Source organism: Nonomuraea sp. KM88 (assembly GCF_052245635.1).
Lineage (GTDB): Bacteria > Actinomycetota > Actinomycetes > Streptosporangiales > Streptosporangiaceae > Nonomuraea.
In genome coordinates this window covers 96,644-121,841 of sequence record NZ_JBQQCC010000009.1, presented here as the reverse complement: position 1 = coordinate 121,841, position 25,198 = coordinate 96,644, and the positions used below count along the sequence as shown (strand labels likewise).

Below are 25,198 nucleotides of genomic sequence, written 5' to 3'. Positions count from 1 at the left end.
TGTCGTGTCAGCGGTCGGAGCTGTCAAGGCCGCGGTCAGGCCGACTCGCGGATCACCAGCTCGGTGGGCAGGATCACCGGCTCGCTCACACCACCCTCGAAGAGGTTGAGCAGCAGCCTGACCATGGCCGCCGCCTGCTCGGCGACCGGATGGCGGAGCGTGGTCAGCGGCGGCTCGGTGTATTTCGCCGCCTCTATGTCGTCGAAGCCCACCACGGCGACGTCGTCGGGCACCCGCCGGCCGGCCTGGCGCAACGACTGCAGCGCGCCGACCGCCATCAGGTCGTTGGCCACGAACACGGCGTCGAGCTCGGGATCGTCGCGCAGGAGCTGGCGCATCGCCACCGCCCCCGACTCCCGCGTGAAGTCGCCGACGGCGACGATCGAGCGGTGGTCGGAGTCGCGCAGCACGTTGCGGTAGCCGGTCAGGCGGTCCTGGCCGCCGATCATGTCCTGCGGGCCGGCGATCGTGGCGATCCTGCGCCGCCCCGTCTCCACCAGGTGCCGAACCCCCGCCTCCGCGCCGCCGATGTTGTCGTTGTCGACGTAGGGGATCTCCACGGGGACGGCCGGCCGGCCGTAGGAGACCACGGGGACGCGCAACCGCGACAGGGCCGACGGCAGCGGGTCGGCGCCGTGCATGGAGATCAGCATGACGCCGTCGACGTGGCCGCCGGAGATGTAGCGCTCCACGCGGGCGTGGCTCTTGGCGGAGGAGGCCATCATGAGCACGACCTGCTTGTTGACCGCCTCCAGCTCCATGGAGGCCGACCTGATCGCCGTGGAGAACATCGGGTCTTCGGAGAAGACGCGGGTGCCGGGCTCGCTGACGACCAGGGCGATCGAGTCGGTGCGCTGGGTGACGAGGCTGCGCGCGGCGGAGTTGGGGACATAGCCCAGCTCGTCGATCGCGCGCAGCACGGCGTCACGGATGTGCGGCGCCACCGTCGTCTGCCCGTTGACGACCCGGGAAGCGGTGGCGCGCGACACGCCCGCCCGGGCGGCGACCGCTTCCAGCGTCGGACGTCTCATGGCTGGACCGGCAGGAGGGAGAGCATGGAAAAAATCTACAGGCCGTTTCGGCCGATCACGTCCCGGTACCAGAGGGCGCTGTCCTTGGGCGTCCTGGTTTGTGTCGCATAGTCCACATGGACGATGCCGAAACGCCGCCGGTAACCCTCCGCCCACTCGAAGTTGTCGAGCAGCGACCAGACCAGATACCCGCGCAGGTCCGCGCCCGCCTCGATGGCCCGGTGCACCTCGCGCAGGTGCCCGTCCAGGTACGCCACCCGCTCGTCGTCGCGCACGCGCCCGTCCTCCACGACGTCCTCGAAGGCCGCGCCGTTCTCCGTGACCATCAGGCCGACCTGCGGGTAGTCCCGCGAGAGGCGTACGAGCAGCCTGGACAGGCCGTCCGGCACGATGGGCCAGCCCATCGCGGTCGTCGGCGCGTCCGCCGCGGCGAACCTGACGTCCTCCGAACCCGGCCACGCGGCGTCCGCGGGCAACCCTGGGCCCGCCTCGACCACGCACGGGTTGTAGTAGTTGATGCCCACCAGGTCGATCGGCGCGTTGATGAGCGCGAGGTCGCCGTCCTCGATGTGGCCGGTACCGCCGTTGCGGGCCGCCGCGTCCAGCACCTCCCGGGGGTACGTCCCGTACACCGCCGGGTCCAGGAACTGCCGGGTCAGCAGCGTGTGGATGCGGTGGGTGACGGCCGCGTCCACCTCGTCCGGCACCGCGGAGGGGTTGTTGACCTGGGCGGGGGTGAGCACCGGCGCCGAGTTGACCACCAGCATGATGCTCTGCGCGCCTCCGGAGCGCAGCCGCCGCGCGGCCAGCCCGTGGCCGAGCAGCAGGTGGTGCGCGGCACGCATGGCGTCGGCCGGGAGACGGCGGCCCGGGGCGTGCAGGCCGTTGCCGTAGCCGAGGAACGCCGCCACCCAGGGCTCGTTCAGCGTCGCCCAGTCGCTGACGCGGTCGCCGAGCCGGTCGTGTACGGCCTGGGCGTAGTCGGCGAACCGGTAGGCCGTGTCGCGGTGGGTCCAGCCGCCGCGTTCTTCGAGGGCTTGGGGGAGATCCCAGTGATAAAGCGTGACGTAGGGCGAAATTTCGGCGGCTAGTAGTTCATCGACGAGCTTGTCGTAGAACGCCAGCCCGCGCGGGTTGATCGGCCCCGCGCCGTCGGGCTGGATGCGCGGCCAGGCGATCGAGAACCGGTAGGCCGCCAGCCGCAGCTCGCGCATCAGCCCGACGTCGTCCCGGTAGCGGTGATAGTGGTCGCACGCCACGTCGCCGGTGTCGCCGTCCGCCACGTTCCCGGGGGTGTGGGAGAAGGTGTCCCAGATCGACTGGCCCCGCCCGTCCTCCTTGACCGCCCCCTCGATCTGGTACGAGGCCGTGGCGGCTCCCCAGACGAAGTCCTCGGGAAAAATCATCCCTTCACAGCTCCTTGCATGATTCCGCCGATGATTTGCTTGCCGAACAGGGCGAAGACGGCAACGAGCGGCAACGTGCCGATCGCCGTTCCGGCCAGGCCCAGCACGTAGTCGTTGACGTATCCGCTGGCCAGCGTCGACAGGGCGACCTGGACCGTCGGGTTGTCCGGGCTCAGCACGACCAGCGGCCAGAAATAGTCGTTCCAGGCCGACATGAAGGTCAGCATGCCGAGCACGGCCGCCGCTGGCCGGGCCGCCGGCAACACGACGTGCCAGAACAGGCCCCACGTCGTGCACCCGTCCACCCGCCCGGCCTCCAGCAGGTCGGTGGGCAGGGCGCGCGAGAGGTACTGCGTCATGAAGAACACGCCGAACGCGTTGACCAGCGCCGGCACGATCAGCGCGTAGTTGGTGCCGGTCCACTCCAGCTTCACCATGAGCATGTAGAGCGGGATGATGCCGAGCTGCGCCGGGACCATCATGGTCGCCACGGTGATCACCAGCATGGCGGTTTTGCCCCGGAACCTGAGCTTGGCGAAGGCGAACCCGGCCAGCGTCGAGAAGAACATCACCGCGACGGAGATCGATCCGGCCACGATGATGGAGTTGAGCAGCGCGAGCCCGAAGGGGACGGTGTCGAAGACCCGGGCGACGTTGGCGAAGAAGTTGCCGCCGGGCAGCAGCGGCGGCGGCACCTCGGCCAGCGCCGAGTTGTGCCGGGAGGCCACCACGACGCTGTAGTAGAGCGGGAACGCCGAGAAGAAGGCGACCGCGGTCAGGGTCAGATAGCGCAGCCTCATACCAGCCCTCCCTTCGCCCTGCGGGTGATCAGGAAGTTGATGCCGGCCACGATCACCACGGCGAGGAACATCAGCCAGGACGCGGCCGAGGCGTAGCCGAAGTCGAACGTCGAGTTCGCGAAGCCCTGCTCGTAGACGAACAACGCCAGGGTCTGGAACTGCCGGTCGGGCCCGCCGGTGGCGATGCCGCCCCCGCCGCCGCTGCTCTGTCCGAACAGCATGGGCTCGGCGATGATCTGCATGGCGCCGATCGTGGAGACGATGACCACGAAGATCATCGTTGGCCGGATCATCGGGATGGTGATCTTGCGCAGCTGCGTGAGGTTGCTCGCCCCGTCGAGGGTGGCGGCCTCGTACAGCTCGCGCGGCACGGCCTGCATGGCGGCCAGGAAGATCAGCGCGTTGTAGCCGGTCCAGCGCCACATGATCATCACCGAGAGGGCGACGTGCGAGCTCGCGGTGCCCGCCGCCCAGTCGATGCTGCCGACCCCGAACCACGACAGGACCCAGTTGATCATGCCGAAGTCGCGGCCGAAAAGCTGGCTGAAGATCACCACCACCGCCACCACGCTCGTGACGTTGGGCAGCAGCAACGAGACCCGGAACAACGTCTGGAACCGCAGCCGCCGGTTGAGCAGGTGCGCCAGCCAGATGGCCAGCGCGAGTTGCGGCACCGTCGACAACACGCCGATGGAGAGCGTGTTGAACGTGGCGTTCCAGAAGTAGTCGTCGGCGAGCAGCGTCGCGAAGTTGTCCAGCCCGACGAACGTCTGGGTCTCCGACAACAACGTCCACTCGTGCAGGCTCACCCAGGCCGTGTAGATGAGCGGGAACAGCCCGAACGCGCAGAACAGCAGGAAGAACGGCGCCACGTAGGCGTACGGCGACACCCTCACGTCGAGGGTGTGCCGCACGCCCTTCCCGCGCCGTCGCGTGACCGCGAGGGGGAGAGTGCTCATTTGATCTTCTTGACGTCCTCGAGCACCTGCGCCCACGCCTCGTCCGGCGTCTGCTTGCCCTGCTCGACCCGGCCGAGCCCGTTGCCGATGGCGACCCGGACGTCAGCCTCCTTGGGGCCGAGGTGCTGCGGCTTGAGCGCCTTGGCCGCGTCGGAGTAGATCTTGCCGATGGGGGCGTCGCCGAAGAACGGCTTGGTGAAGTTCTGGATCTCCTCGTCGTCGTAGAGCGCCGGGATCGAGGGGAACGTGCCCTCCTCCTTGAACACCTTGGCCTGGTTCTCCTTGGAGGTGAGGAAGTCGATCAGCTCCGCCGCCTCCTTCGGGTGGTCGCTCTGCTTCGGCACCATCAGGTGCGAGCCGCCGCTGTTGCCCGAGCCGCCGGGCACGGCCGCGATGTCCCACTTGCCGGAGGCGTCCTTGGCCTGCTCCTGGATGAAGCCCGTCATCCAGGCCGGGCAGATGATCGTGGCGAACGAGCCCTTGGCGAAACCGGTGTTCCACGGCGGGGAGAAGGCCGCCAGCTTCGCGGTCAGGCCCTCCTGGGTGAGCTGGTTCGACAGGTCCCAGGCCTTCTTCACGTCGGGGTTCGACTCCACGATGATCTGGTCCTGGGCGTCGTACAGACCGACGGGGGCCTGGTTGACCATGGCGCGGAAGATCTCGCCGGGGGAGTCGACGAACTTCGCGCCGGCCACGTCGGCCGCGGCGAACTTCTTGCCGGTCGCGATGTACTCGTCCCACGTCGGCCAGAGCGCCGCGACCTCCTCGCGGTCGCTCGGCAGGCCCGCCTTCTCGAACAGGTCCTTGCGGTAGCACATGGCCAGGCCGCCCACGTCGGTGCCGAGCCCGAGCACCTGCGAGCCGTCCTTGCTCAGGCCCTGCTGCCACTTCCAGTCGAGGTAGTCGGCCTGCCGCTTGTCGAGCCCGAACTGCTTGAGGTCGGTGAACTTGGCGGGCTGCGCGGTGAACGTGCTGATGTAGCCGACCTCGACGGCCGTGACGTCGCCCGCGCCCGAGTTCGTGGCGAGCCGCTTGACCAGGTTGTTGTGGTGGTCGTTGAACTGCGTGACGTTCTCGACGATCTCGATGTCGGGATGGGTCTTCTTGTATTCCTCGTAGAGAGGTTTGAACCCGAAGTCGCCGAAGAGGTCGACGGTCAGTTTGATCTTTTCGCCGGGGTTGGCGCTCGCCTCTGCGGCGGAGTCCCCGCCACCGCCGCCGCCGCACGCGGCCGCCAGGGTGAGTGCGGACGCGGCGAGCAAGGACAGGCCGATCCGCCGGATACGAGGGGTCATCGGAAACCCTCCTGGGTAGGTGCTGAAGGGTGGAGAGAGCGCTCTCTCAAGAGATTCCAGGCGTTCGTACGGCTCTGTCAACGGGCTCTGTGTAACAATCGGGGTTATGAAGAGAGCGTTCTCACGAACCGGACAGGTGCCCGGCAGGCGTCGTGCGGGCTCTGATCAGTCGCTGAGCACCCGCCCGGCCATCCGGGCGTACATCCGGCCAGGGCTCGGCGCCCTCGTCAGGAAGCCGGGCAACATGGGCAGGCTGACGGCGAACGGGTCGAGCCGCTCGTACAGCTCTTCGGCGTCCGCGGGCCGGTCATCCGGCTTCTTCTCCAGCAACTGCGCCAGCAGCGCGCCCAGCTCTCCCGGCAGCCCGGGCAGGGCGGGCGGACGCTCCTTGACCTGCTTCTCGAAGACCACGTAGTCGGTGGGACCGGTGAAGAGCTGGCGTCCGGCCAGCATCTCGTGCAGGACGCAGCCGAGCGAGTAGAGGTCGCTGCGCGGCTCGGCGACGCCGTGCTGGATCTGCTCGGGCGCCATGTACGCCGGCGTGCCCAGGATCTGGCCGATCCTCGTGAACGTGGTGACGTCCGCGTCGCGGAGCATGGCCAGCCCGAAGTCCAGCACCTTCACGCTGCCGTCGGGGCAGAGCATGAGGTTCGTCGGCTTGAGGTCGCGATGGCAGATCGACAGCGCGTGGGCCGCCGACAACACCGCGCACGCCTGGGCCGCGATCGCCGCCGCCCACGGCACGGGCAGCGGGCCGTGCTCGCTGACCACGTCGGCCACCGTGACGCCCTCGATGAACTGCATCACCTGGTAGAGCCGCTGATCGTGGGCGCCGAAGTCGTACAGCACGGGGGCGCCGGGGTGCTCCAGCCTGGCCAGGATGCGGGCCTCTCGGATGAACCTGCGCTCCAGCTCCTCGTCGGGCCCGCTGGGCAACCTGAGCAGCTTCACCGCGACCCGGCGATCGAGGTGGCGGTCGTGGCCCGCGTAGACCGCACCCATGCCGCCCTGCCCTAGAGGCAGGTCGTCGAGCTCATAGCGGTCGCCGATGACCATTCGCCCTCCTGCCGCCTTATCGGGAAAAAACTACACCGTCAGGACGGCGAGGAGTGCCGTACGCCTGGAGGAGCGGCGGGAGCGGAGCGATCAGAACAGGGCCGCGAGGGAGTGCCGTCGCCTGGAGGAGTGGCGGGAGCGGAGCGACCAGAACGGGGGAAGGCGGCGGCGTCTGGCGACCGAGCCGCCGAACGGAGTGAGGCCATGAACTCGTGAGGAGTGCCGTCGCCTGCCGGAGCGGCGGGAGCGGAGCGAGGCCATGAGCAGGCGGCGACATGGGGTGATCGAGCCCGTCTCACGAAGTGGGGCCATGAGCAGGTGGGTGCAGGTGGCCGTCGGCGAGCCCGTCGAGGCCCAGCCTGATGAGCGTCTGTCCCAGGGCGGCGGTCTCGCGCAGGGTGTCCTCCAGCACGGCGAGCTGCCGGAACGCCGCGCCGTAGGCCTGCTGCTCCCGCAGCGACAGGCGCGGCAGCCGGGTGCGGCGCACGTCGAATCTGCTGGAGCCGGTCGTCACCCGGCCGCCCGCGGCCCGCAGGAAACCGGCCAGGAAGTCGGGGTCGAGCCGCCCGGCGTCGACGCGGTAGAGGGTCAGGTGGGGCCCCAGCACCGCGCCGTCGTCGGCCATCACCCGCACCGCCGAATAGGAGGCCACCACGTCGCCGGGGCGGATCGCGACCAGCCCCTGCTGCGTGCTGGTGAGGCCGGACGGCGAGGTGCCGTTGAGCACGTCGTCGGTGGTCAGCACCGGGATGTCGCCGCCGTCCGCGGCCATCTTGGGCGGGGCCTGCGCGGAGGTCACCAGGCCCTCCTTGATCAGGTCGCCCAGCGTGGTGGCGGGCTGGTCGAGCGGCTGCTCCAGGACCTTGAGGTCGGGCGGCACGGCGGCGGCCGCCAGGAACCGGTCGCGGGCCTCGGCGAACGCCCGTCCGACGTCGTCACGCCGCTGGTGGCGGGCCGGGGTCATGTCGACCTCGTCGGCCAGCAGGTCGATGATGCGTACGGTCTGGTCGGAACGGTCCTCCAGGTAGGCATGCCAGGCCGGCTCGACCAGCGACAGGTCGGCCGTGGCGTCGAGGATCAGCACGTCGGACGGCGGCCGCTCGCCCGCCGCGGGGCGACGCAGCAGCCACAGGTCGGAGCCGGGCAGCGCCACGACAGCCCGCAGCGCGCCCGCGCGCAGCAGGTTGGCGCGGATGCGGCGGCCGGCCTTGCGGCTGGCGGCCGCCGGGGGCATGAGGATGGCGACCAGGCCGCGCGGTTTGACATGGGTGAGGCAGTGCTGCACCCATGCCAGCTCGGGCTCGCCGCGCGGCGGCAGGCCGTGCTCCCAGCGCGGGTCGCCGGTCAGCTCCTCGTAGCCCCAGGCGCGTTCGTTGAACGGCGGGCTGCACACCACCGCGTCGGCTCGCTCTCCGGCGAACCCGTCGTGGCGCATGGAGTCGCCCGCCACGACCGTGGCCTCGATGCCGCGCAGCCGGAGCCGGGAGGCGGTGATGGCCGCCGACGTCTCGCTCAGCTCCTGGCCCAGCATCCTGGCGGGCATCCTGCGCTCGTCGCCGTCCTGGCCATGAACCGATCGTGCGGGGGCGAGCAGCAGCGTCCCGACGCCGCAGGCAGGGTCGAGGATGGTGGCGCCGTCCGGTTCGACGAGCCGGAGCATCAGCTCGGCCACGTCGTCGCGGGTGACGGAGAGCTGCCTGGAATGCGCTTCGAGGTAGCGCTCGCACAGGAACTCGTACGCGGTCAGCGGGCCGTGCTGCCCGGCCAGCTCCAGGATCAGCTCGGCCAGCTCGGGGTCGAGCCCGGCCGGTTCGTCCACCGTTCTGGCGCTCTCAACGGGGTCGTCTCCGGCTTGGGGGCGAGGTCGCTCACCGTCCCGGCCGGGTCCGTCGCCGGCGTGGGTTCCGGGGGCGGGAGAGGAGGTGGTGGCCTGCGCATGGCGGGTCAGGAGCACCCCGGCCTGGGCCACCAGCTCGCCCAGTCGCAAATCGCCGGCGGCTTTCAGGCGTTGCCACACCCGATCACCCAGGGAGACCTGGTAGGACTTCCCGTAGCGACGCAGCCAGGACTCGACCTGCCGTAGCGAGAACAGCGGCTGGTTGGCGGTGCCCCCGACGGGGTGGGGGAAGTCGTCGTGGCGGCGGCGCCAGTTGCTCACCGCGGCACGCCCGACACCGGCGAGCCGGGCGATGTCCCCGGCGTTGACGGTCGGGTCGTGGCTCATGGGGCCCACATTAGTTCACAAGGGTCTTCAGCGCATCTGCTTGTGAAGTCTTTCAACCAATGATTTACTGCTGGGTATGAAGCACAACATCCGCTATGCCGCCGGATCAGACGTGGGCCGCCGCAGGGAGCAGAACGAAGATTCCGGCTATGCGAGTGGCCGGTTGCTCGTGGTGGCTGACGGGATGGGCGGCCATGCCGCCGGTGAGCTGGCGAGTTCGGCGGCGATCGCCGTCATGCGGGAGCTGGATGCCACGCTTCCCGAGAGCGGCGCCGACCTGGAGGCGGCGCTGGAAGGCGCCGTGCACGAGGCGGCCCGCAGGCTGGTCGAGCTGGCCGACATCGACCCCGCGCGCAGAGGGATGGGGACCACGGTGACCGCCATGTTGTGGGACGGCTACCGGTTCGCCCTGGCTCATCTTGGTGACTCCCGCGGATATCTGCTTCGCGACGGCGCTCTCTACCAGATGACCAAGGATCACACACTTGTGCAGTCGATGGTGGACGAAGGGCGGATAACGGAGGACCAGGCGGCCGTGCACCCCAGGCGCTCGATGGTGCTGCGGGTGCTGGGCAGCGAGGGCAGGGCGGAGCCGGACATGGCGCTGCGCGAAGCCGAGCCTGACGATCGCTACCTCCTCTGCTCCGACGGTCTCACGACCGTGCTCGGGCCCGAGGTCCTGCACGAGGTGCTGACCACGGTGGCAGACCCGGGCGCGGCCGTCCAGCGGTTGATAGATCTGGCCAACGAGGGCGGCTCTCCCGACAACGTGACCGTGATCGTGGCCGACGTCGTCGCGCCGGGCGCCGGAGAGGTGAGCGTCTACCGCGTCGGCGCAGGTTCCTGATCTTCGCAGCACAGGCCGGATCCCAGGAGTCTCAGAATTCTCCTCAGCCTCGTCGGTGTGCTTATGCCCCGAGGACCGCATAGCCGGTATTTCGCCTCATAGCGAGACACTTTCGCAGTGACGCACGCGTATGCGCGATGGCGCTATTACAGTCCATCGTGATTTGTCGGTTATCTGGGAGGTGTCACCCTGGACCCGATCGCGGACGAGCTGCTGAAGACGGTGCGGCAGGAACTCGGCTACAGGGAGAAGAGCGGCCAGGTCACCAAATTCGGCCAGTGGTATGCGGATCGCGTCCAAGACACCCAGTATCGCAACGCGCCATGGTGCGACATGTTCCTCGCCTGGGCCGCGGACAAGGCCGGCCTCACCGAATACGTCGGCGAATTCGCGTGGACACCCTCCCACGCGGCCTGGTTCATCAAGCAGGACGCGTGGACGCGGAAGCCCGAGCCGGGAGCGCTGGTCTTCTTCGACTGGCGCGGCGGCGAGAGTTACAAAGGTGTCGACCATGTGGGCGTCGTGGAGCGCGTCGCCGGCAAGAAGATCCACACGATCGAGGCCAACGTCGACCGGGAGTGGCTCAAGCGCAAGACCCGCGAGACGGACAAAGTCGTCGGCTACGGCGTCCCGCGATTAGTCAAGGCGAACGCCGAGCGGCTCGACGAGATCCGGTCGACCGAGCGGCCGTTCGTGTCCGCGCCTCGACCGGAAACGGGCAACGGCTCGCCGCTGGACGTCTTAGGCACCCCGCCCGCGCTGCTCGCCGCGATGGTGATCACCACGATCGTGCTCACGCTGCGCGTGACCGGCCGCCGCCGAGGCACCCACCGCCGCTTCGCCCGCCGTTTCGGCTGGCCCTGGAACGCGCCAACCACTCGCCGTCCCGCCAAGACCTCCTCCGGTACGCGGCCTCCCAAGGTGCGCGAGAAGGCACGGGCCGCTGCCCACCCCGGCCCCGCCCCGCGCCATCCGGCCCCCGAGCAGCCCGCCCGCCCCGCCAGGATCCGCGTTCCCGCCGGCCCGGCGCATCAGGCCGCCAAACAGGCCGCGCCCACCCGGCGCCGCCCGTACGAACCCCGCTGAGTTCGCCCCGCGCATGCCCGTCCGGCAACGGCACGGCGCGCCGCCCGGTCGGTCCGACCCCGTGCACGGCCTTCCGGTAAGGGTGCGGTGCGGGAGCCCGGCGGGCGCTAGGACGGGAGATCGATGACGGCCTTGACGTCGTGGCTCGGCTCGAAGGCCTCCAGGGCGCGCTCCAGCGGCAGCCGCCGGGTGATCAGCCGCTCCAGCCACGTGATGTCCGCCTGGGCCAGTGCCGCCGCCGCGTCCCTGAAATGGCGCAGGTTGCCGTTGACCGTGCCGAAGATCACGTCGTTCTCCAGGACGATGTCCCGGTTGATCACCCCGGCGTCCACCCGATGGGAACGCCCTCCAGGGGCGAGGCCGCACAGGCAGACGATGCCCGCGGCGGCGGTGGTGCGCATGGCGTCGATGACGAGTTGCCCCACGCCCGTGCACTCCATGATGATGTCCGGCTTCGCGTCGGCGAACGGCTCCAGCCCTGTGCCCGAGTGGTAGGTGGCGCCCAGATCCTCCACCAGGCCGGACTTGAGCCCTTTGGGGGCGCGGTCGAGCACGTGCACGTCGAGCCCCCGCTGCCGGCCGAGGAGCGCGGCCAGCAGCCCGATCGGCCCCGCGCCGATCACGAGCAGCGTGCGTGGCTCGAACCAGGATCGCGACCCGATGCGCTCGATCTGCTCCCACGCCTTGGCGACCACGGAGGTGGGCTCGACCAGCATGCCGACGCTCTCCAGCGAGGGGTCGAGGCGGACGGCGTAGCCGGCTTCGACGACCCAGCGCTCGCTGGCGTACCCGTCGAGGTCTTTGATGCCCCGTTCGGTGTAGCGGCCGTTGCGGCACATGTCGAACTCGCCCCGCTCGCAGGCCCCGCAGGGCACGGGGTCGGGGCGGCGGACCACGCCCACCACCAGGTCTCCGGGTGAGAAGGCGGATCCTTGGGGCGATTCGAGCACCCGGCCCAGCGACTCGTGCCCGATGACCATGCGTTCCCTGCCGGGCGGCGGCCAGCCGTATTCGGCGGCGGCCAGTTCGCGGTCCGTCCCGCAGATGCCCAGGGCCAGCCCTTGGACGAGCAGCTCGCCCTGGCCGGGCTGGGGTTCGGGTAGTTCCTCGACGCCGAGTGTCCCCTGTTTGCCCGGTGCGAACGTCAGTGCACGCATCGCGCTCACCCCCTCCAGCGGGACCCTACCCCGGACGGGCTTGGGAAATAGTAGGACGTCCTAGTATCTTCGGAGATGACACCCTCACGAAGGAGTGAACAGGCGTGCACGTCCCGGTACACCCAGTCCGTTTCGTGACCGCCGCGGCCCTGTTCGACGGCCATGACGCGGCGATCAACATCATGCGACGCATCCTCCAGTCACAGGGGGCCGAGGTCATCCATCTCGGGCACAACCGTTCGGTTGACGAGATCGTCACGGCCGCCATCCAGGAGGACGCCCAGGGGGTGGCGATCAGCTCGTACCAGGGCGGGCACGTGGAGTTCTTCTCCTACCTGGTGCAACTGCTGCGCGAGCGGGGCGCCGGCCACGTCAGGGTGTACGGAGGCGGCGGGGGAGTGATCGTCCCCGAGGAGATCGAGCTGCTGCACTCGCGCGGCGTCGCCCGCATCTTCTCGCCCGAGGACGGCCAGCGCTACGGACTGCCCGGGATGATCAACAAGCTGGTCGAGGAGTGCGACGTCGAGCTGGACGACCCGCCCTCGGTGGAGGCCGTGGTCTCCGGCGACCAGGCGGCCCTGGCCCGGGCGATCACGTTCGTGGAGTCCGGGCGCGCCCCCGCCGACCTGATGGAGGGCCTGCGGGCCGCGGGGCCGAAGGAGGGCGACGCGAGGGCGCCGGTGCTCGGCATCACGGGCACGGGCGGCTCGGGGAAGTCGTCGCTGACCGACGAGATCGTCCGCAGGTTCCGCGTCGACAACGACGACAAGCTGCGTATCGCGATCATCGCCATCGACCCCACCCGCAGGCGAGGCGGTGGCGCGCTGCTCGGCGACCGCATCAGGATGAACAGCCTGGGACCCCAGACCTACTTCCGCTCCCTGGCCACCCGCGGCGCCGCCAACGAGGTGCCCGCCTGCCTCGACGACGTGATCACCGCCTGCCGCGCGGCCGGCCACGACCTGGTCATCGTGGAGACGCCCGGCATCGGACAGGGCGACGCCGGCATCGTCCCGCACGTCGACGTGCCCATCTACGTGATGACGCCCGAGTTCGGCGCGGCCTCCCAGCTGGAGAAGATCGACATGCTCGACTTCGCCGAGGCCGTCGTGATCAACAAGTACGAGCGGCGCGGCGCGGAGGACGCCCTGCGTGACGTGCGCCGCCAGCTCGTACGCAACCGCGAGGCGTTCGGGGTGTCCCCGGACGAGATGCCGGTCTTCGGCACCATCGCCGCCCGCTACAACGACAGCGGCGTGACGGCCCTCTACCAGCACCTCAAGCCCCTCCTGCTGCCCGGCGCCGGCCCCGGGCTGCTGCCCCGGGTGTCCGAGCGCACCTCCAGGGCCTCGGCCGCCATCGTCCCGCCCGCCAGGGCGCGCTACCTGGCCGAGATCGCCGAGACGGTCCGCGCGTACCACGCCGAGACCCTCGCCCAGGCGGAGGTGGCCCGCCGCCGCCAGCAGCTCGCCGCCGTACGGTCGCTGCTGGAGGAGGGCGACGGGCGGCTGGCCGAGCTCGAAGCCCAGGCCGAGCGGGAGCTCGGCGACGAGAGCCGGGCGCTGCTCGACGCCTGGCCGGCGCTCAAGGAGCGCTACACCGCCGACGAGCTGGTGGTGAAGATCCGCGATCGCGAGATCCACACCCCGCTCTGGCGCGAGACGCTCTCCGGCAACCGCGTCCCCAGAGTCGCCCTGCCCCGCTACACCGACCACGGCGACCTGCTGCGGTTCCTGCGCGGCGAGAACCTGCCGGGCATGTTCCCCTTCACCGCCGGGGTGTTCCCGTTCAAGCGCGCGGACGAGGATCCGACCAGGATGTTCGCCGGCGAGGGCGACCCGTTCCGCACCAACAGGCGCTTCAAGCTGCTGTCGGAGGGCCAGCCCGCGACCCGGCTGTCCACCGCGTTCGACTCGGTCACGTTGTACGGCCACGACCCCGACCTGCGGCCCGACATCTACGGAAAGGTCGGCACGTCGGGCGTCTCCATCGCGACGCTCGACGACATGAAGGTGCTCTACGACGGTTTCGACCTGGCGGCGCCCAACACGTCGGTGTCGATGACGATCAACGGGCCGGCTCCCACGATCCTGGCCTTCTACCTCAACGCCGCCATCGACCAGGCTCGCGACCGGTTCCGGGCCGAGCACGGCCGCGACCCCGAGGAGCAGGAGGACCGCGACCTGCGCGCCCGCACCCTGGCCACGGTCAGGGGCACCGTCCAGGCCGACATCCTCAAGGAGGACCAGGGACAGAACACCTGCATCTTCTCCACGGAGTTCTCGCTGCGGATGATGGCCGACATCCAGGAGTGGTTCATCCGCAACGGCGTGCGCAACTTCTACTCGGTCTCGATCTCCGGCTACCACATCGCCGAGGCCGGGGCCAACCCCATCAGCCAACTGGCCTTCACCCTGGCCAACGGCTTCACGTACGTGGAGGCGTACCTGGCCAGGGGCATGAAGATCGACGACTTCGCCCCCAACCTGTCGTTCTTCTTCTCCAACGGCATGGACCCCGAGTACAGCGTGCTCGGGCGGGTGGCCCGCCGCATCTGGGCGGTGGCCATGCGGGAGAGGTACGGCGCCGGCGAGCGCTCGCAGAAGCTGAAGTACCACATCCAGACCTCGGGGCGGTCCCTGCACGCGCAGGAGATGAACTTCAACGACATCCGCACCACGCTCCAGGCGCTGATCGCCGTCTACGACAACTGCAACAGCCTGCACACCAACGCCTTCGACGAGGCCGTGACCACGCCGTCGGCCGACTCGGTGCGCCGGGCCATGGCGATCCAGCTCATCATCAACAAGGAGTGGGGCCTGGCCAGGAACGAGAACCCCCTGCAGGGTTCGTTCATCATCGAGGAGCTCACCGACCTGGTGGAGGAGGCGGTGCTCGGCGAGTTCGAGCGCCTGTCGGACCGGGGCGGGGTGCTGGGCGCGATGGAGACCGGCTACCAGCGCGGCAAGATCCAGGACGAGTCGATGCTGTACGAGATGCGCAAGCATGACGGCTCGTTGCCCATCGTCGGCGTCAACACCTTCCGCAACGGCGCCCACGGCGAGGACTCCGACCCGCACAAGCTGGAGCTGGCCAGGGGCACGGAGGAGGAGAAGCAGTCGCAGCTCGACCGCCTGCGCGCCTTCCACGAGCGCAACCGCTCGGAGGCGCCCGCCCAGCTGGCCCGGCTCCGTGAGGCGGCGATGTCGGAGGAGAACGCGTTCGAGGTGCTGATGGACGCGGCCCGCGCCTGCTCGCTCGGCCAGATCACCGACGCGCTGTTCGAGGCCGGAGGCCAGTACCGCCGCAACGTCTGAAAGGTCCGCTGGCGGGATTCCGTCAGGGCGGGTTCTCGCCAGCGGATGGCCTACCCGCGGGCATGGCGGAAACGGTGAAATCCTCACCGTCTACCGCTTCCTGATCGACGGCCCCCGCGCCGCCACCGAGCTCGCCGAGTCCCTCGACCGGTCGCGCTCCTCGATCGAGGAGGACCTCGTCGCGCTGATCGGGCGCGGCCTGGTCTCGCGGCTCGCGGGCACCCCCGTCCGGCACGTGGCCGCGCCGCCCTCGGTCGCGCTCGGCGGCCTGCTCACCGCGCGCAGGGAGGAGCTGCGCACCGCGGAGCTGGCCCTCGTCGCGCTGGCCGAGCAGCACAGGATGGCGGCCACCGACCGTGCCCGCCGGAGACCTCATCGAGGTCGTGACCGGCATGGAGCCGGTACGGCAACGTTTCCTGCAGATCCAGTGGGCGGCGGGCAGGCAGGTGCGCTCGTTCTCCACGGCGCCCTTCGTGGCGGTGCCGCCCGGCGACAACACCGCCGAGGACCAGGCCGTCGACCGCGGCGTGGAATATCTCGTCGTGCTGGAGCGCGAGGTGCTGGCCACCCCCGGCGTCGCCGCGATGACCCTCGACTCCGTCCGCAGGGGCGTGCAGGTCAGGGTGGTGGACAAGCTGCCCATCAAGCTGATCATGGCGGACGGCGAGCTGGCCCTGGTCCCGCTGACCACCGAGCCGGGCGGCGAGCCCGCGGCCGTGCTGCTGCACCGCAGCGGCCTGCTGAGCGCCGTGGAGGCGCTGTTCGACGCGGTGTGGCAGCGGGCCTACCCCCTTCGCATGGACGCCTCCGGCGCGCTCGACGAGCAGCCCGAGCCGGCGATCACCGAGCTCGACAGGAAGATCCTCGGCCTGCTGCTGTCAGGGCTGACCGACGAGTCCGTGGCCGGCCAGCTCGACCTGTCGCTACGCACGCTCCAGCGGCGGCTGCGCGCTCTGATGGACCTCGCGGGCGTGCGCACGCGCGCGCAACTCGGCTGGCACGCCGCCCGCCACGGGTGGGCCTGACCCCCTGGTTCGTGGATCCCCGGCCCAACCTGATATCCAGTGAATCGAACATCGCTACCAGGAGGCACTCATGTCCGACGTCACGTTCAAGGGCAACCCCATCACCGTAGGCGGCTCCTTCCCCGAGCCGGGCGACAGCGCGCCCGCGTTCCGCCTGGTCGGCGACGACCTGAGTGAGCGTACGCTCGCCGACTTCGGCGGGCAGACCAAGGTGCTCAACATCTTCCCGAGCCTCGACACCGGCGTCTGCGCGGCCTCGGTGCGCCGCTTCAACCAGGTGGCGGCCGAGCACCCCGGCGTGGCCGTGCTCTGCATCTCCGCCGACCTGCCGTTCGCGCAGAAGCGGTTCTGCGGTTCCGAAGGGCTCGACAAGGTGACCACGCTCTCGCTCATGCGGGGCCGCGAGTTCCTGGCCGACTACGGTGTCGCGCAGGAGTCGGGGCCGCTGGCCGGGCTGGCCGCGCGCGCGGTCGTCGTGCTCGACGGCGACAACAAGGTGGTCTACTCCCAGCTGGTGCCGGAGATCACGCAGGAGCCCGACTACGAGGGCGCGCTGGCCGCTCTCAAGTGACCCCCGAACTCCGCGGCCAGCTCCAGTAGGTGCTCGTCGCCCGTGGCGGTGTGCTGGAGGTCGATGATCACCGCGTGGACCCCGGCCTCCGCCGCGGCGGCGAGATAGTCGCAGATCTGGGCGACCGTGCCGCTCCACGGAGGCCTGCCGGTCTCCGCGATCTCGGGGTTGGTCCGCAGCACCATGCGGAGCGCGCCGGGGTCGCGCCCGGCCCGCTCCGCCGTCTCGCGCACCGTCCGCCACATCGCGGTGAGCATCGGGATCGGCAGCGAGGCCGTCAGCCAGCCGTCGGCCCTGCGGCCGATGCGGCGCAGCGCGGGTGCGGCGAAACCACCCAGATAGATCGGCGGGCGGCGGGCCGGCTTGGGCTCGATGTGGCTGGGCACGATCGTCCACGGCTCGTGCTCGAACGAGACGGGATCGTCGCGCCAGATCGCCTCCAGGGCGTCGAGCGTGGCGTCATAGCGGCTCGCCCGGTCCCGCCAGGGCACGCCGGCGGCGGCGTACTCGTCGGACGACCAGCCGAGCCCCAGGCCGACGTCCAGCCGGCCGCCGCTGAGATGGTCGATCGTGGTGAGCGAGCGGGCCAGCACCACCGGGGGATACCAGCAGGCGTTGAGCGCGCTGGTGCCCAGCCGGATGGCGGAGGTCGCCGAGGCCGCCACCGAGAGCACCGCGAACGGGTCGAGGAACACCCGGTGCGCCTCGGGGATCCGGCCGTCGCCCCCCGGGTAGCGGTCTCTGGGCCGCAGCGGCGTCAGCAGCCGGTCGCCCGCCCACAGGCCGGCGAACCCCATCGACTCGGCCTCCCGAGCCACCCGCAACACGCTGGACAGCGCGGCGAACCTGCCGTATTGCGGCACGGCCAGCCCAACGTCCATCATTCAGGTCGTCTCCCAGCGCATGGCGTGGATTCTACGGGTCCGCATCGCTTTAGGCTCGTGTTGTGGAAGACGACACCGGGGTGCAGGTGAGGGTTCCGGAGACCGTGCGACGGATCGTGTCGCTGGTGCCGTCGCTGACCGAGTCGGTGGCGGCCACCATGCCCAAGGCGCTGGCAGGGGCGACCGACTGGTGCACGCATCCGGCCGACCTCGACGTGGCCAGGGTCAGGGGCACGAAGAACCCCGACCTCGACGCGATCAGAGCGCTGCGGCCCGACGTGGTGCTGGCCAACGCCGAGGAGAACCGCCCGCCCGACATCGAGGCGCTGCGCGGGGCGGGCATCCCCGTCTGGGTGACGAGGATCGAGACCCTGGACGAGGCCTTCGCGTCCCTGGGCCGGATGTTCGCGTACGCGTGCCGTACCGACCGGCCCGGCTGGCTGGACGCGGCGGAGCGGGCGTGGCGCGTGCCCGCCGGGGGCCCGCGGCGCACGGCGATCGTGCCGATCTGGCGGCGGCCGTGGATGGTGGTGGGACGCGACACGTTCACCGGCGACGTGCTGCGGCGCCTCGGCGTGGACAACCTCTACGCGGGCCACGCCGAGCGCTACCCCAGGATCCCGCTGACCGAGCTGGCCGGGCTCGGGCCCGATCTGGTGGTGCTGCCGGACGAGCCGTACGCGTTCTCCGCGACCGACGGGCCCGAGGCCTTCCCCGGGCTCTCCTGCGCCCTGGTCAGCGGCCGCCTGCTCACGTGGTACGGCCCGTCGCTCGTGCAGGCGCCCGACCTGCTCCGCCGCGCCCTGGGCTGACCGGTCAGCCCGTCGTTCGCCCCCGCCCGGCGGGCCCGTGGACGCCGAGCGCGGCGTCTACGGCGGAGGGGGAGAGCACGTGCTCCATGACGACGACCGCCATCCCGACGATCCCGGCCCGCTCGCCCAGCGACGTGGTGACGATCTCCAGGTTCGCGGTCGTGTACGGCAGGCTGCGCAGGTGGACGACCTCCCTGATGCCCGTCAGGTAGTGCTGCCCGGTGTCGGCCATGTCGCCGGCCAGCACCAGCACGCCCGGGTTGAGCAGGCTGACCGCCGTGGCCAGCACGAGGCCCAGGGTGCGCCCGGCCTCCTGGGTGCGCGCGATGGCCGTGGGATGGCCGGCCTGGACGAGGCGGACGACGTCGCGGCTCGACCCGTGGCCCAGGCCGGCGGCCACGGCGTTGCCGCTGGCCAGCGAGGCCACGCAGCCGCGCGAGCCGCAGGTGCAGACGCGGTCGTCGCTCTCGTGCAGCCGCACGTGCCCAAGATTGCCCGCGGCGTCCCCGACGCCGCGATAGATCGACCCGTCGAGTACGATGCCGGTGCCTATCCCGGTCGACACCTTGACGAGGAGCAGGGATTCCGTGTCCCGCCACGTCGACCACCACTCGCCCAGCGCCATCGCGTCGGCGTCGTTCTCGACCATGACCGGCACGTCGTAGGCCGCGGCGAAGGCCTCCCCGACCGGGTGATCGTCCCATCCCGGCATCAGGAACGACCTGATCGGCCGGCCGGTGCCGTGGTCCACCGAGCCCGGCACGTCCAGGCCGATCCCGCACACCTCGCCCGGCGCCCGTCCGGCCCTGTCGAGCAGGCGCTGGAACGCCTGCCGCACCCACGACAGCACGGCCTCGGGCCCGAGCTCGATGCGCATCGCGGTGCGCTCCTCTGCCAGCGGCCTGGCCGCCAGGTCGGTCAGCGCCACCCTCGCGTGGGCGGCGCCCAGATCGGCCACCAGCACCAGCCGCCTGGTGGCGTCCACGGCGAGCACCGAGGGCGGCCGCCCGCCCCCCGAGACGGTCACCCCCGACTCGTGGATGTAGCCGGCGTCGATGAGCCGGTCGACCCGGTCGGTGATCGTCGAGCGGGACAGGCCGGTGTGCTCGATCAGTTCTTTGCGCGTGCGGCAGGTGCCCTGGCGGATGAGCTGGAGGATCTGCCCTGCCGTCAGCATGGGCCGCGGCGCCGGGCGTTCACCTGCGCCCCTTGCGGAGGGCGCGGATTGTCCTCGCGGCAGGCGATTGTGGAAAGCGTCGGTCCGGTATCCGCGAAGACACGCCTGACACGATCACATTCGGCGGCATCGAAACGATCTACTCTGATGTTATTTCGGTCATCAGAAGACCGCCGGCCCGCCACGTCGGGAGCCTCGAAGCCTTGCGCTGTCGCTGATCGAGCGATGTCGGTAAGGTCGCTTTCCGGAAGACACGTTGTCAGGGACCCCGATTTCATCAGCCACCTCCCAGGTCGGAGTCGTAGACTTACGACTGTTACGAGCGCAACTAGGGTGTGCAAACAACGACTAAATCTTTGACTTTTGTCTGATCAAAAAGCGTAAGTGTGGGGAATGCGCGTCATCACCTTTGAAAAGCCAGGCCAAGTCAGCGTCAACCTTGAGCCGCCCGCCGATCTCGTGCCGGGCTCCGTGCGCGTGCGCACGATCTACTCCGGGGTTTCGGCGGGCACCGAACTCACCGCCTATCGAGGCACCAACCCTTACCTCAGCCGCAAGTGGGACACCGAGCGACGGCTCTTCGTCGACGGCCGCACTCATGCCTACCCGCTGTCCGGCTGGGGCTACCAGGAGGTCGGCGAGGTGGTGGAGGCGGCGCCCGACGTCGCCGATCCCCCTGTCGGCAGCATCGTCTGGGGCATCTGGGGCCACCGCGCCGAAGCCGTCGTCCCGGCCGGCAAGCTCGTCGGCCACGCGCTGCCGCCCGGCGCCGACCCGCTGAGCGCCGTGCTCGCCCGGGTCGGGGCCATCGCGCTCAACGCCGTGCACGCCGCCGACGTGCACCTCGGCGACCAGATCGCGATCTTCGGTCAGGGCGTCATCGGGCTGCTCGCCACCCGCCTGGCCGTGCTGAGCGGCGCCAGGGTGGTGGCCGCCGACGCCATCGCCGACCGGCTCGAACTGGCCAGGGCGTTCGGCGCGGCCGAGACGTTCGACGTCACCTCGGGGTCGGTCGCCGAGTTCATGCGCAAGCGCGTCGCGGGCGCCGACACCGCTATCGAGCTCAGCGGCACCCACCAGGGCCTGCAGGAGGCGATCAGGACCGTGCGCAAGGGCGGCCGGGTCGTGGCCGCGGGCTTCTACCAGGGCGACGGCATGGGGCTGCGCCTGGGCGAGGAGTTCCACCACAACCAGGTGCAGCTCGTCTCCTCCCAGATCGGCGGTGTCGCCTCGTGGCTGGCGCACCGGTGGGACGTCGAACGCCTACAGCGCACGTTCATGGAGCTCGTGCACCGCGGCGAGGTCGAGGCGCGTGGCCTCGTCACGCACGTCGTCCCCGCCGAGCGGGCCGCCGAGGCCTACGACCTGCTCGACAAGCACCCGTCAGAGGTGCTCCAGCTCGTCTTCGACTTTGAGGAGGCACAGTGAAGCTCGCCGTACAGGAGCAGCTTCTTCCCGGCCGCACGCTGCAGGAGAAGTACGCGTTCGCGGTCGACGCCGGGTTCGACGCCATCGAGCTGCGCGGCAAGGGCGACTTCCACTTCGCGGGCCGTCTGACCGAGCTCAAGCGGGCGCTGGCCGACGGCGTGGTCATGCCGACCGTGTGCGTGGACATGCCGCACTTCATCGGCGACTTCGACCCGGCCAAGCGCAAGGACGCCATCCAGCAGCTCAGGTCGCAGCTCACGGTGATCGGCGAGCTGGGCGGCATCGGCGTCATGACCCCCGCCTCCTGGGGCCAGTTCTCGCGCAGGCTGCCGCCCTTCGAGCCGCCGCGCAGCGCCGCTGAGGACCGCGAGGTGCTGACCGAGGCGCTCGGCATCCTCGGCGAGCACGCGCAGCGCAACGGCGTGCTGATCATGCTGGAGCCGCTCAACCGCTACGAGAACCACATGGTCAACACCCTGGCCGAGGCGGTCTCCTACTGCTCGATGGACACGATCAGGATCGTCGGCGACACGTACCACATGAACATCGAGGAGGACGACCCCTGCCGCTCGCTGGCCGAGGCCTCCCCCTACATCGCGCACATGCAGATCAGCGAGTCCAACAGGAACCAGCCCGGCACCGGCCACATCGACTGGGGCGCGCAGCTGGCCTCGCTCGACGCCGTCGGCTACGACGGCTATCTCGCGCTCGAATGCCGGCTGCGCGGCGAGCCCGAGATCGTCCTTCCCCAGACCGCGGCCTTCATCAGGAAATACCTGTGATGCGCGCGGCCGTGCGCGTCCTGGTGAGCAACTGGGACGGCAGCTACACGATCCCCTCCCGCCGCCTCTACCCGCACCAGTGGAGCTGGGACTCCGCCTTCGTCGCCATCGGCAACGCCCGCTGGTCGCCGCGCAGGGCCCGCTCGGAGCTGCTGTCGCTGTTCGGCGCGCAGTGGCGTGACGGCAGGGTGCCGCACATCGTGTTCAACCCCGTGGTGCCCGAGGGCGCCTACTTCCCCGGCCCCGAGTTCTGGGGGCGCGGGCTCCGTCAGGCTCCGCGACCTCCGGCCTCGTCCAGCCGCCGGTCCACGCGCTGGCGGCGTGGAAGGCGCACCTGGCCGAGCCCGACGTGGCGTTCCTGCGCCGAATCTACCCGCGGCTCGTGGCGCAGCAGGAGTTCCTGCGCGCCGCCAGGCGGTCGCCCGAGGGCCTGATCTCGATCGTGCATCCCTGGGAGTCGGGCATGGACAACAGCCCGGCCTGGGACCTGCCGCTCCAGGCGGTCGAGCCGGGCACCGCCGGTTTCGTCCGCAGGGACCTCGACGCCGTCAGCGCCGACGAGCGGCCCACCGACCGCGACTACGAGCGGTACGTCGCGCTGGCCCGCGCCTACCGCGACTCCGGCTACCGCGACCCCGGCGCGTTCCAGGTCGAGGATCCGCTGTTCAACGCCGCGTACGGCGTCGCCGAGTCCACCCTCGCCAAGATCGCCGAGGCGTGCGGGCTCGACGCCGCGCCCCACGAGCGCGAGGCGGCCGACGTCACCGCCGCCATGGTCGAGCACCTCTACGACGACGGCCTCTTCCACGCCCGCGACGTGCGGACGGGCTGCCTGATCCGCTCCAGCAGCGCCGCCGGGCTGACCCCGCTCCTGCTGCCCGAGCTGCCGCGCGAGATCGTCAACGCGCTGATCGGCACCGCACTCGACCGGTTCGCGCTGAAGGACGGGGTGCTGCCCAGCTATTCACCGGCCGCGCCCGAGTTCGACGCCGCCCGCTACTGGCGCGGCCCGAGCTGGATCAACCTGGCCTGGCTCGTCTGGCAGGGTCTCAAGGACCGCCGCCCCGACCTGGCGGCGCCGCTCGCCGAAGGGATGATCGGCGCGGTGTCCACCGCCGGGTTCCGCGAATACTTCGACCCGTTCACGCTGCGCGGCCACGGCTGCAGCGACTTCAGCTGGTCAGCGGCTCTCATCCTCGACGTCGTGGCGGAGCACGGCCTGGAGGGCCCGCCTGCGGCGGGCGGCGAGGTCGGAGAGCAGCCGGGGAGCCTCGGCGAAGCCGGCGACATCAGTGATCACGTGGTCCTCTAGCAACCTGCCGCGCTCCCTGAGCAGGAGGATCGTCTCGTGCGAGAGGCGTTCCCTGTCCCAGGCGTGCGCCAGGCCGCGCGGCACCCGGCCGATCTGGGCGCAGCGGAGCGACAGCCCGTTGTGGTGGAACTCCTCGCCGAGCCGCACCTCGTGCGCCCCCTGCGTGTAGAAGGCCAGGTCCACCAGCGTGCCCTGCGGGCGCAGCAGCCTGAGCCCCGCAGCCAGCGCCCGGGGCTGGCCGCGGCACTGGAACACCACGTCGGCGCCGCGGTCGTTCTGGCCGTGCCGCCAGCGGCGTTTCAGCACCACCGCCGGGTCGTCGCCGGCGGACAGCACGTTCGCGCCGAGCGCCTCCGCGACCGCCAGCCGCTCCGGGGTCTCGTCCACGACCACGACCTCGGCCGCGCCGGCGGACAGGGCGAAACTCGCGGTCAGCAGCCCGACCACGCCGGCGCCCACCACCGCGATCCGCCGCCCGCGCACGCCGTCGCCGAGCTCTCTGACGGCCGGGCCGTGCAGGTCGTGGGCCGCGTGCAGAAGGCCGTTGGCGCAGATCGGGCCCATGTGGGCGACGTAGATGCCGAGCAGCGGGTCCAGGTCGTCCGGCACCGGCACGAACCTGTCGGTCATCGGGTCGGCCACGTACGCGGTGCGGTGCCCGTAACACATCGCGACCAGCGTCCCCGGGGTCACCGCCCGGGTGCGCGCCTCGACCACGCGTCCGACCTGCATGTAGCCGATGCCGCGCACCGGATAGGCCACCGACGGCACGCCCTCCGTGAACAGCCCGAGCGCCGGGTCCCAGCTGGAGTGCAGGTAGGGGTTGGTGCCCTTGACGTAGGTCAACTCGGTGCCGGCGGACACGCCGCTGTACACGGTCTCCACCATGAACCCGCCCTCAGGCACGTCGGGCAGCTTCTCCTCGACCAGGCGAACCTCGCCCGGCGCCTCGATGCTGACGAGGGTGCTGCTCATGGCGTCACCTCGAGGATGTCGCTCGGTTCGAGGAACACGGGAGCGCGCTCGGCGGCCGAGCGGGCGAGGGCGAGGGCGAGGCGATGCGTGCGCAGGGCCTCGTGGTACGGCACCCGCACATCCGCCTGCCCGCCCCGGACGGCGTTGACGAACTCCCGGTCGACCCGTGTCTTCGCCTGCCCGTCGTCCTCGATGACGCGCCGGCCGTCGACCAGCAGCCGGGTCTCGCTGACCTCCAGGGCGATGCCCTCGGCGCACACCTCCAGCCCGACCCGGTGCTTGTGGGCGAGCAGGCAGGAGGTGGCCAGCAGCCCGGCCGCGCCGCCGGCGAACCGCATCACCGCCGCGGTGGCCCGGTCGACCTCGCCGTCCTCCGCCGCCCCGTCGCTCTCGGAGGGCACGGCGTGCACCATCGTCACCTCGCCCACCAGGAGGCGGGCCAGGTCGAGCACGTGCACGGCCTGCTCGACGATCTGGCCGCCGGACATGCCGGCCTTCAGCCACCAGCCGACCGGGGGGACCTTGTCCAGCCAGTGGCCGAGCGCGAGGCGTACGGGCCGGCCGGCCAGCAGGTCGCGCGCCTGCTCGACGATGCCGAGGTAACGCCAGTGGTGCCCGACGGCCGACGGCAGGGATCGTCTGTCGATTTCTGAGGAGATGTTCTCCGCGGTGCGGAGATCCAAGGAGAGCGGCTTCTCCACAAAAATTGGGATATTGCACGACAAAACATCGAATTCTGGGTTTCCGTGCGCGAAAGGTGGCACGCAGACGTAGACGGCGTCCAAACCGCCGGCTGCGAGCAGGGCCTCATGGCCGCCATAGGCGGGGGCGCCGTGCCGCGCGGCCAGGGCCTCGGCCCGGCCGAGATCGGTGTCGGCGATTCCGGCGATCGTCACATCGGGGAATCCGGACAGCACGTCTGCGTGGCGAGCGGCGACATTTCCGGCGCCTATGATGCCGATGCGAGTCATTGGGGACACAATCTCGCATATGCCACATCAGGCAGCCATCAAACAAACATGTTCATAGGCGCTTGTATCGGGCAGATGCCGTG

21 protein-coding genes and 1 pseudogene are annotated in these 25,198 nt (G+C 70.5%); 9 read left to right on the top strand and 13 right to left on the bottom strand.

The window, feature by feature from the left end; genetic code table 11:
- Window positions 1–35: 35 nt before the first annotated feature.
- The 7 genes from ACTWPV_RS26120 to ACTWPV_RS26090 form a co-directional block, all read right to left on the bottom strand.
- Window positions 36–1,031, bottom strand: a complete 996-nt coding sequence (locus tag ACTWPV_RS26120; RefSeq protein ID WP_443153796.1) for a LacI family DNA-binding transcriptional regulator — start codon at window positions 1,029–1,031, stop codon at window positions 36–38.
- Window positions 1,032–1,066: 35 nt separating this feature from the next.
- The gene (locus ACTWPV_RS26115) at window positions 1,067–2,437 is read right to left on the bottom strand and encodes a GH1 family beta-glucosidase (RefSeq protein WP_443153795.1); all 1,371 of its coding nucleotides are present in this window, start codon (window positions 2,435–2,437) and stop codon (window positions 1,067–1,069) included.
- The gene (locus ACTWPV_RS26110) at window positions 2,434–3,237 is read right to left on the bottom strand and encodes a carbohydrate ABC transporter permease (RefSeq protein WP_443153794.1); all 804 of its coding nucleotides are present in this window, start codon (window positions 3,235–3,237) and stop codon (window positions 2,434–2,436) included. The genes ACTWPV_RS26115 and ACTWPV_RS26110 overlap by 4 nt, the downstream gene beginning before the upstream one ends.
- The gene (locus tag ACTWPV_RS26105; RefSeq protein WP_347643729.1) at window positions 3,234–4,196 is read right to left on the bottom strand and encodes a carbohydrate ABC transporter permease; all 963 of its coding nucleotides are present in this window, start codon (window positions 4,194–4,196) and stop codon (window positions 3,234–3,236) included. The genes ACTWPV_RS26110 and ACTWPV_RS26105 overlap by 4 nt, the downstream gene beginning before the upstream one ends.
- Window positions 4,193–5,491: an ABC transporter substrate-binding protein gene (locus tag ACTWPV_RS26100; RefSeq protein WP_443153793.1), complete on the bottom strand. Its 1,299-nt coding sequence runs from the start codon at window positions 5,489–5,491 to the stop codon at window positions 4,193–4,195. The genes ACTWPV_RS26105 and ACTWPV_RS26100 overlap by 4 nt, the downstream gene beginning before the upstream one ends.
- Window positions 5,492–5,656: 165 nt before the next feature.
- Window positions 5,657–6,547, bottom strand: a complete 891-nt coding sequence (locus tag ACTWPV_RS26095; protein WP_347643731.1) for a serine/threonine-protein kinase — start codon at window positions 6,545–6,547, stop codon at window positions 5,657–5,659.
- A 295-nt stretch (window positions 6,548–6,842) separates the two neighbouring features.
- Entirely contained in the window at window positions 6,843–8,771 is a 1,929-nt protein-coding gene (locus tag ACTWPV_RS26090; RefSeq protein WP_443153792.1) for an HsdM family class I SAM-dependent methyltransferase, read from the bottom strand.
- A gap of 76 nt (window positions 8,772–8,847) precedes the next feature.
- Here ACTWPV_RS26090 and ACTWPV_RS26085 point away from each other — a divergent pair, with 76 nt between their 5' ends.
- Both ACTWPV_RS26085 and ACTWPV_RS26080 read left to right on the top strand, forming a co-directional pair.
- Window positions 8,848–9,618, top strand: a complete 771-nt coding sequence (locus tag ACTWPV_RS26085) for a PP2C family protein-serine/threonine phosphatase (RefSeq protein ID WP_347643733.1) — start codon at window positions 8,848–8,850, stop codon at window positions 9,616–9,618.
- 222 nt (window positions 9,619–9,840) lie between these two features.
- Window positions 9,841–10,704 carry a CHAP domain-containing protein gene (locus ACTWPV_RS26080; protein WP_443153791.1) on the top strand — a complete coding sequence of 288 codons (864 nt, stop codon included), beginning with the start codon at window positions 9,841–9,843 and terminating at the stop codon, window positions 10,702–10,704.
- Between the two features lie 107 nt (window positions 10,705–10,811).
- Here the strand turns inward: ACTWPV_RS26080 and ACTWPV_RS26075 are convergent, their stop codons facing one another.
- The gene (locus tag ACTWPV_RS26075) at window positions 10,812–11,861 is read right to left on the bottom strand and encodes a glucose 1-dehydrogenase (RefSeq protein WP_443153790.1); all 1,050 of its coding nucleotides are present in this window, start codon (window positions 11,859–11,861) and stop codon (window positions 10,812–10,814) included.
- Window positions 11,862–11,965: 104 nt separating this feature from the next.
- Here ACTWPV_RS26075 and icmF point away from each other — a divergent pair, with 104 nt between their 5' ends.
- Entirely contained in the window at window positions 11,966–15,178 is a 3,213-nt protein-coding gene (gene icmF, locus ACTWPV_RS26070) for a fused isobutyryl-CoA mutase/GTPase IcmF (RefSeq protein WP_443153789.1), read from the top strand.
- A 90-nt stretch (window positions 15,179–15,268) separates the two neighbouring features.
- Here the strand turns inward: icmF and ACTWPV_RS26065 are convergent, their stop codons facing one another.
- Window positions 15,269–15,529 (bottom strand): hypothetical protein, encoded by a 261-nt coding sequence (locus ACTWPV_RS26065; RefSeq protein WP_443153788.1) that lies wholly within the window; start codon window positions 15,527–15,529, stop codon window positions 15,269–15,271.
- A gap of 5 nt (window positions 15,530–15,534) precedes the next feature.
- Between ACTWPV_RS26065 and ACTWPV_RS26060 the strand changes: the two genes are divergently transcribed.
- Both ACTWPV_RS26060 and tpx read left to right on the top strand, forming a co-directional pair.
- On the top strand, window positions 15,535–16,203 hold the full coding sequence (locus tag ACTWPV_RS26060; RefSeq protein ID WP_443153787.1) for a hypothetical protein: 669 nt from the start codon (window positions 15,535–15,537) through the stop codon (window positions 16,201–16,203).
- Between the two features lie 70 nt (window positions 16,204–16,273).
- Complete coding sequence (gene tpx, locus ACTWPV_RS26055; protein ID WP_443153786.1) at window positions 16,274–16,774, top strand: thiol peroxidase; 501 nt, start codon at window positions 16,274–16,276, stop codon at window positions 16,772–16,774.
- Here tpx and ACTWPV_RS26050 read toward each other — a convergent pair.
- A complete protein-coding gene (locus ACTWPV_RS26050) occupies window positions 16,744–17,658 on the bottom strand; it encodes a TIGR03619 family F420-dependent LLM class oxidoreductase (protein WP_443153785.1) in 915 nt (304 codons plus the stop codon). The genes tpx and ACTWPV_RS26050 overlap by 31 nt on opposite strands.
- A gap of 62 nt (window positions 17,659–17,720) precedes the next feature.
- Here ACTWPV_RS26050 and ACTWPV_RS26045 point away from each other — a divergent pair, with 62 nt between their 5' ends.
- Window positions 17,721–18,470: a helical backbone metal receptor gene (locus ACTWPV_RS26045; RefSeq protein WP_443153784.1), complete on the top strand. Its 750-nt coding sequence runs from the start codon at window positions 17,721–17,723 to the stop codon at window positions 18,468–18,470.
- A gap of 4 nt (window positions 18,471–18,474) precedes the next feature.
- On the opposite strand, the gene ACTWPV_RS26040 is transcribed toward ACTWPV_RS26045, so the two are convergent.
- Window positions 18,475–19,647 carry an ROK family transcriptional regulator gene (locus ACTWPV_RS26040; protein ID WP_443153783.1) on the bottom strand — a complete coding sequence of 391 codons (1,173 nt, stop codon included), beginning with the start codon at window positions 19,645–19,647 and terminating at the stop codon, window positions 18,475–18,477.
- A gap of 393 nt (window positions 19,648–20,040) precedes the next feature.
- On the opposite strand from ACTWPV_RS26040, the gene ACTWPV_RS26035 reads away from it, so the two are divergent.
- From ACTWPV_RS26035 to ACTWPV_RS26025, 3 genes and pseudogenes are all read left to right on the top strand, one after another.
- Window positions 20,041–21,075: a zinc-dependent alcohol dehydrogenase gene (locus tag ACTWPV_RS26035; RefSeq protein WP_443153782.1), complete on the top strand. Its 1,035-nt coding sequence runs from the start codon at window positions 20,041–20,043 to the stop codon at window positions 21,073–21,075.
- Window positions 21,072–21,857, top strand: coding sequence for a sugar phosphate isomerase/epimerase family protein (locus ACTWPV_RS26030; RefSeq protein WP_347643744.1), 786 nt, complete (start codon window positions 21,072–21,074; stop codon window positions 21,855–21,857). The genes ACTWPV_RS26035 and ACTWPV_RS26030 overlap by 4 nt, the downstream gene beginning before the upstream one ends.
- Window positions 21,788–22,980, top strand: a pseudogene (locus ACTWPV_RS26025) (MGH1-like glycoside hydrolase domain-containing protein); the annotation flags it as partial. The gene ACTWPV_RS26030 and the pseudogene ACTWPV_RS26025, both read left to right, overlap by 70 nt.
- Before the next feature lie 57 nt (window positions 22,981–23,037).
- On the opposite strand, the gene ACTWPV_RS26020 reads toward ACTWPV_RS26025, so the two are convergent.
- Together ACTWPV_RS26020 and ACTWPV_RS26015 are read right to left on the bottom strand one after the other, a co-directional pair.
- On the bottom strand, window positions 23,038–24,144 hold the full coding sequence (locus ACTWPV_RS26020) for a zinc-binding dehydrogenase (protein WP_443153781.1): 1,107 nt from the start codon (window positions 24,142–24,144) through the stop codon (window positions 23,038–23,040).
- Complete coding sequence (locus ACTWPV_RS26015) at window positions 24,141–25,115, bottom strand: Gfo/Idh/MocA family protein (RefSeq protein ID WP_443153780.1); 975 nt, start codon at window positions 25,113–25,115, stop codon at window positions 24,141–24,143. Before ACTWPV_RS26015 ends, ACTWPV_RS26020 begins: the two co-directional genes overlap by 4 nt.
- Window positions 25,116–25,198 lie beyond the last annotated feature (83 nt).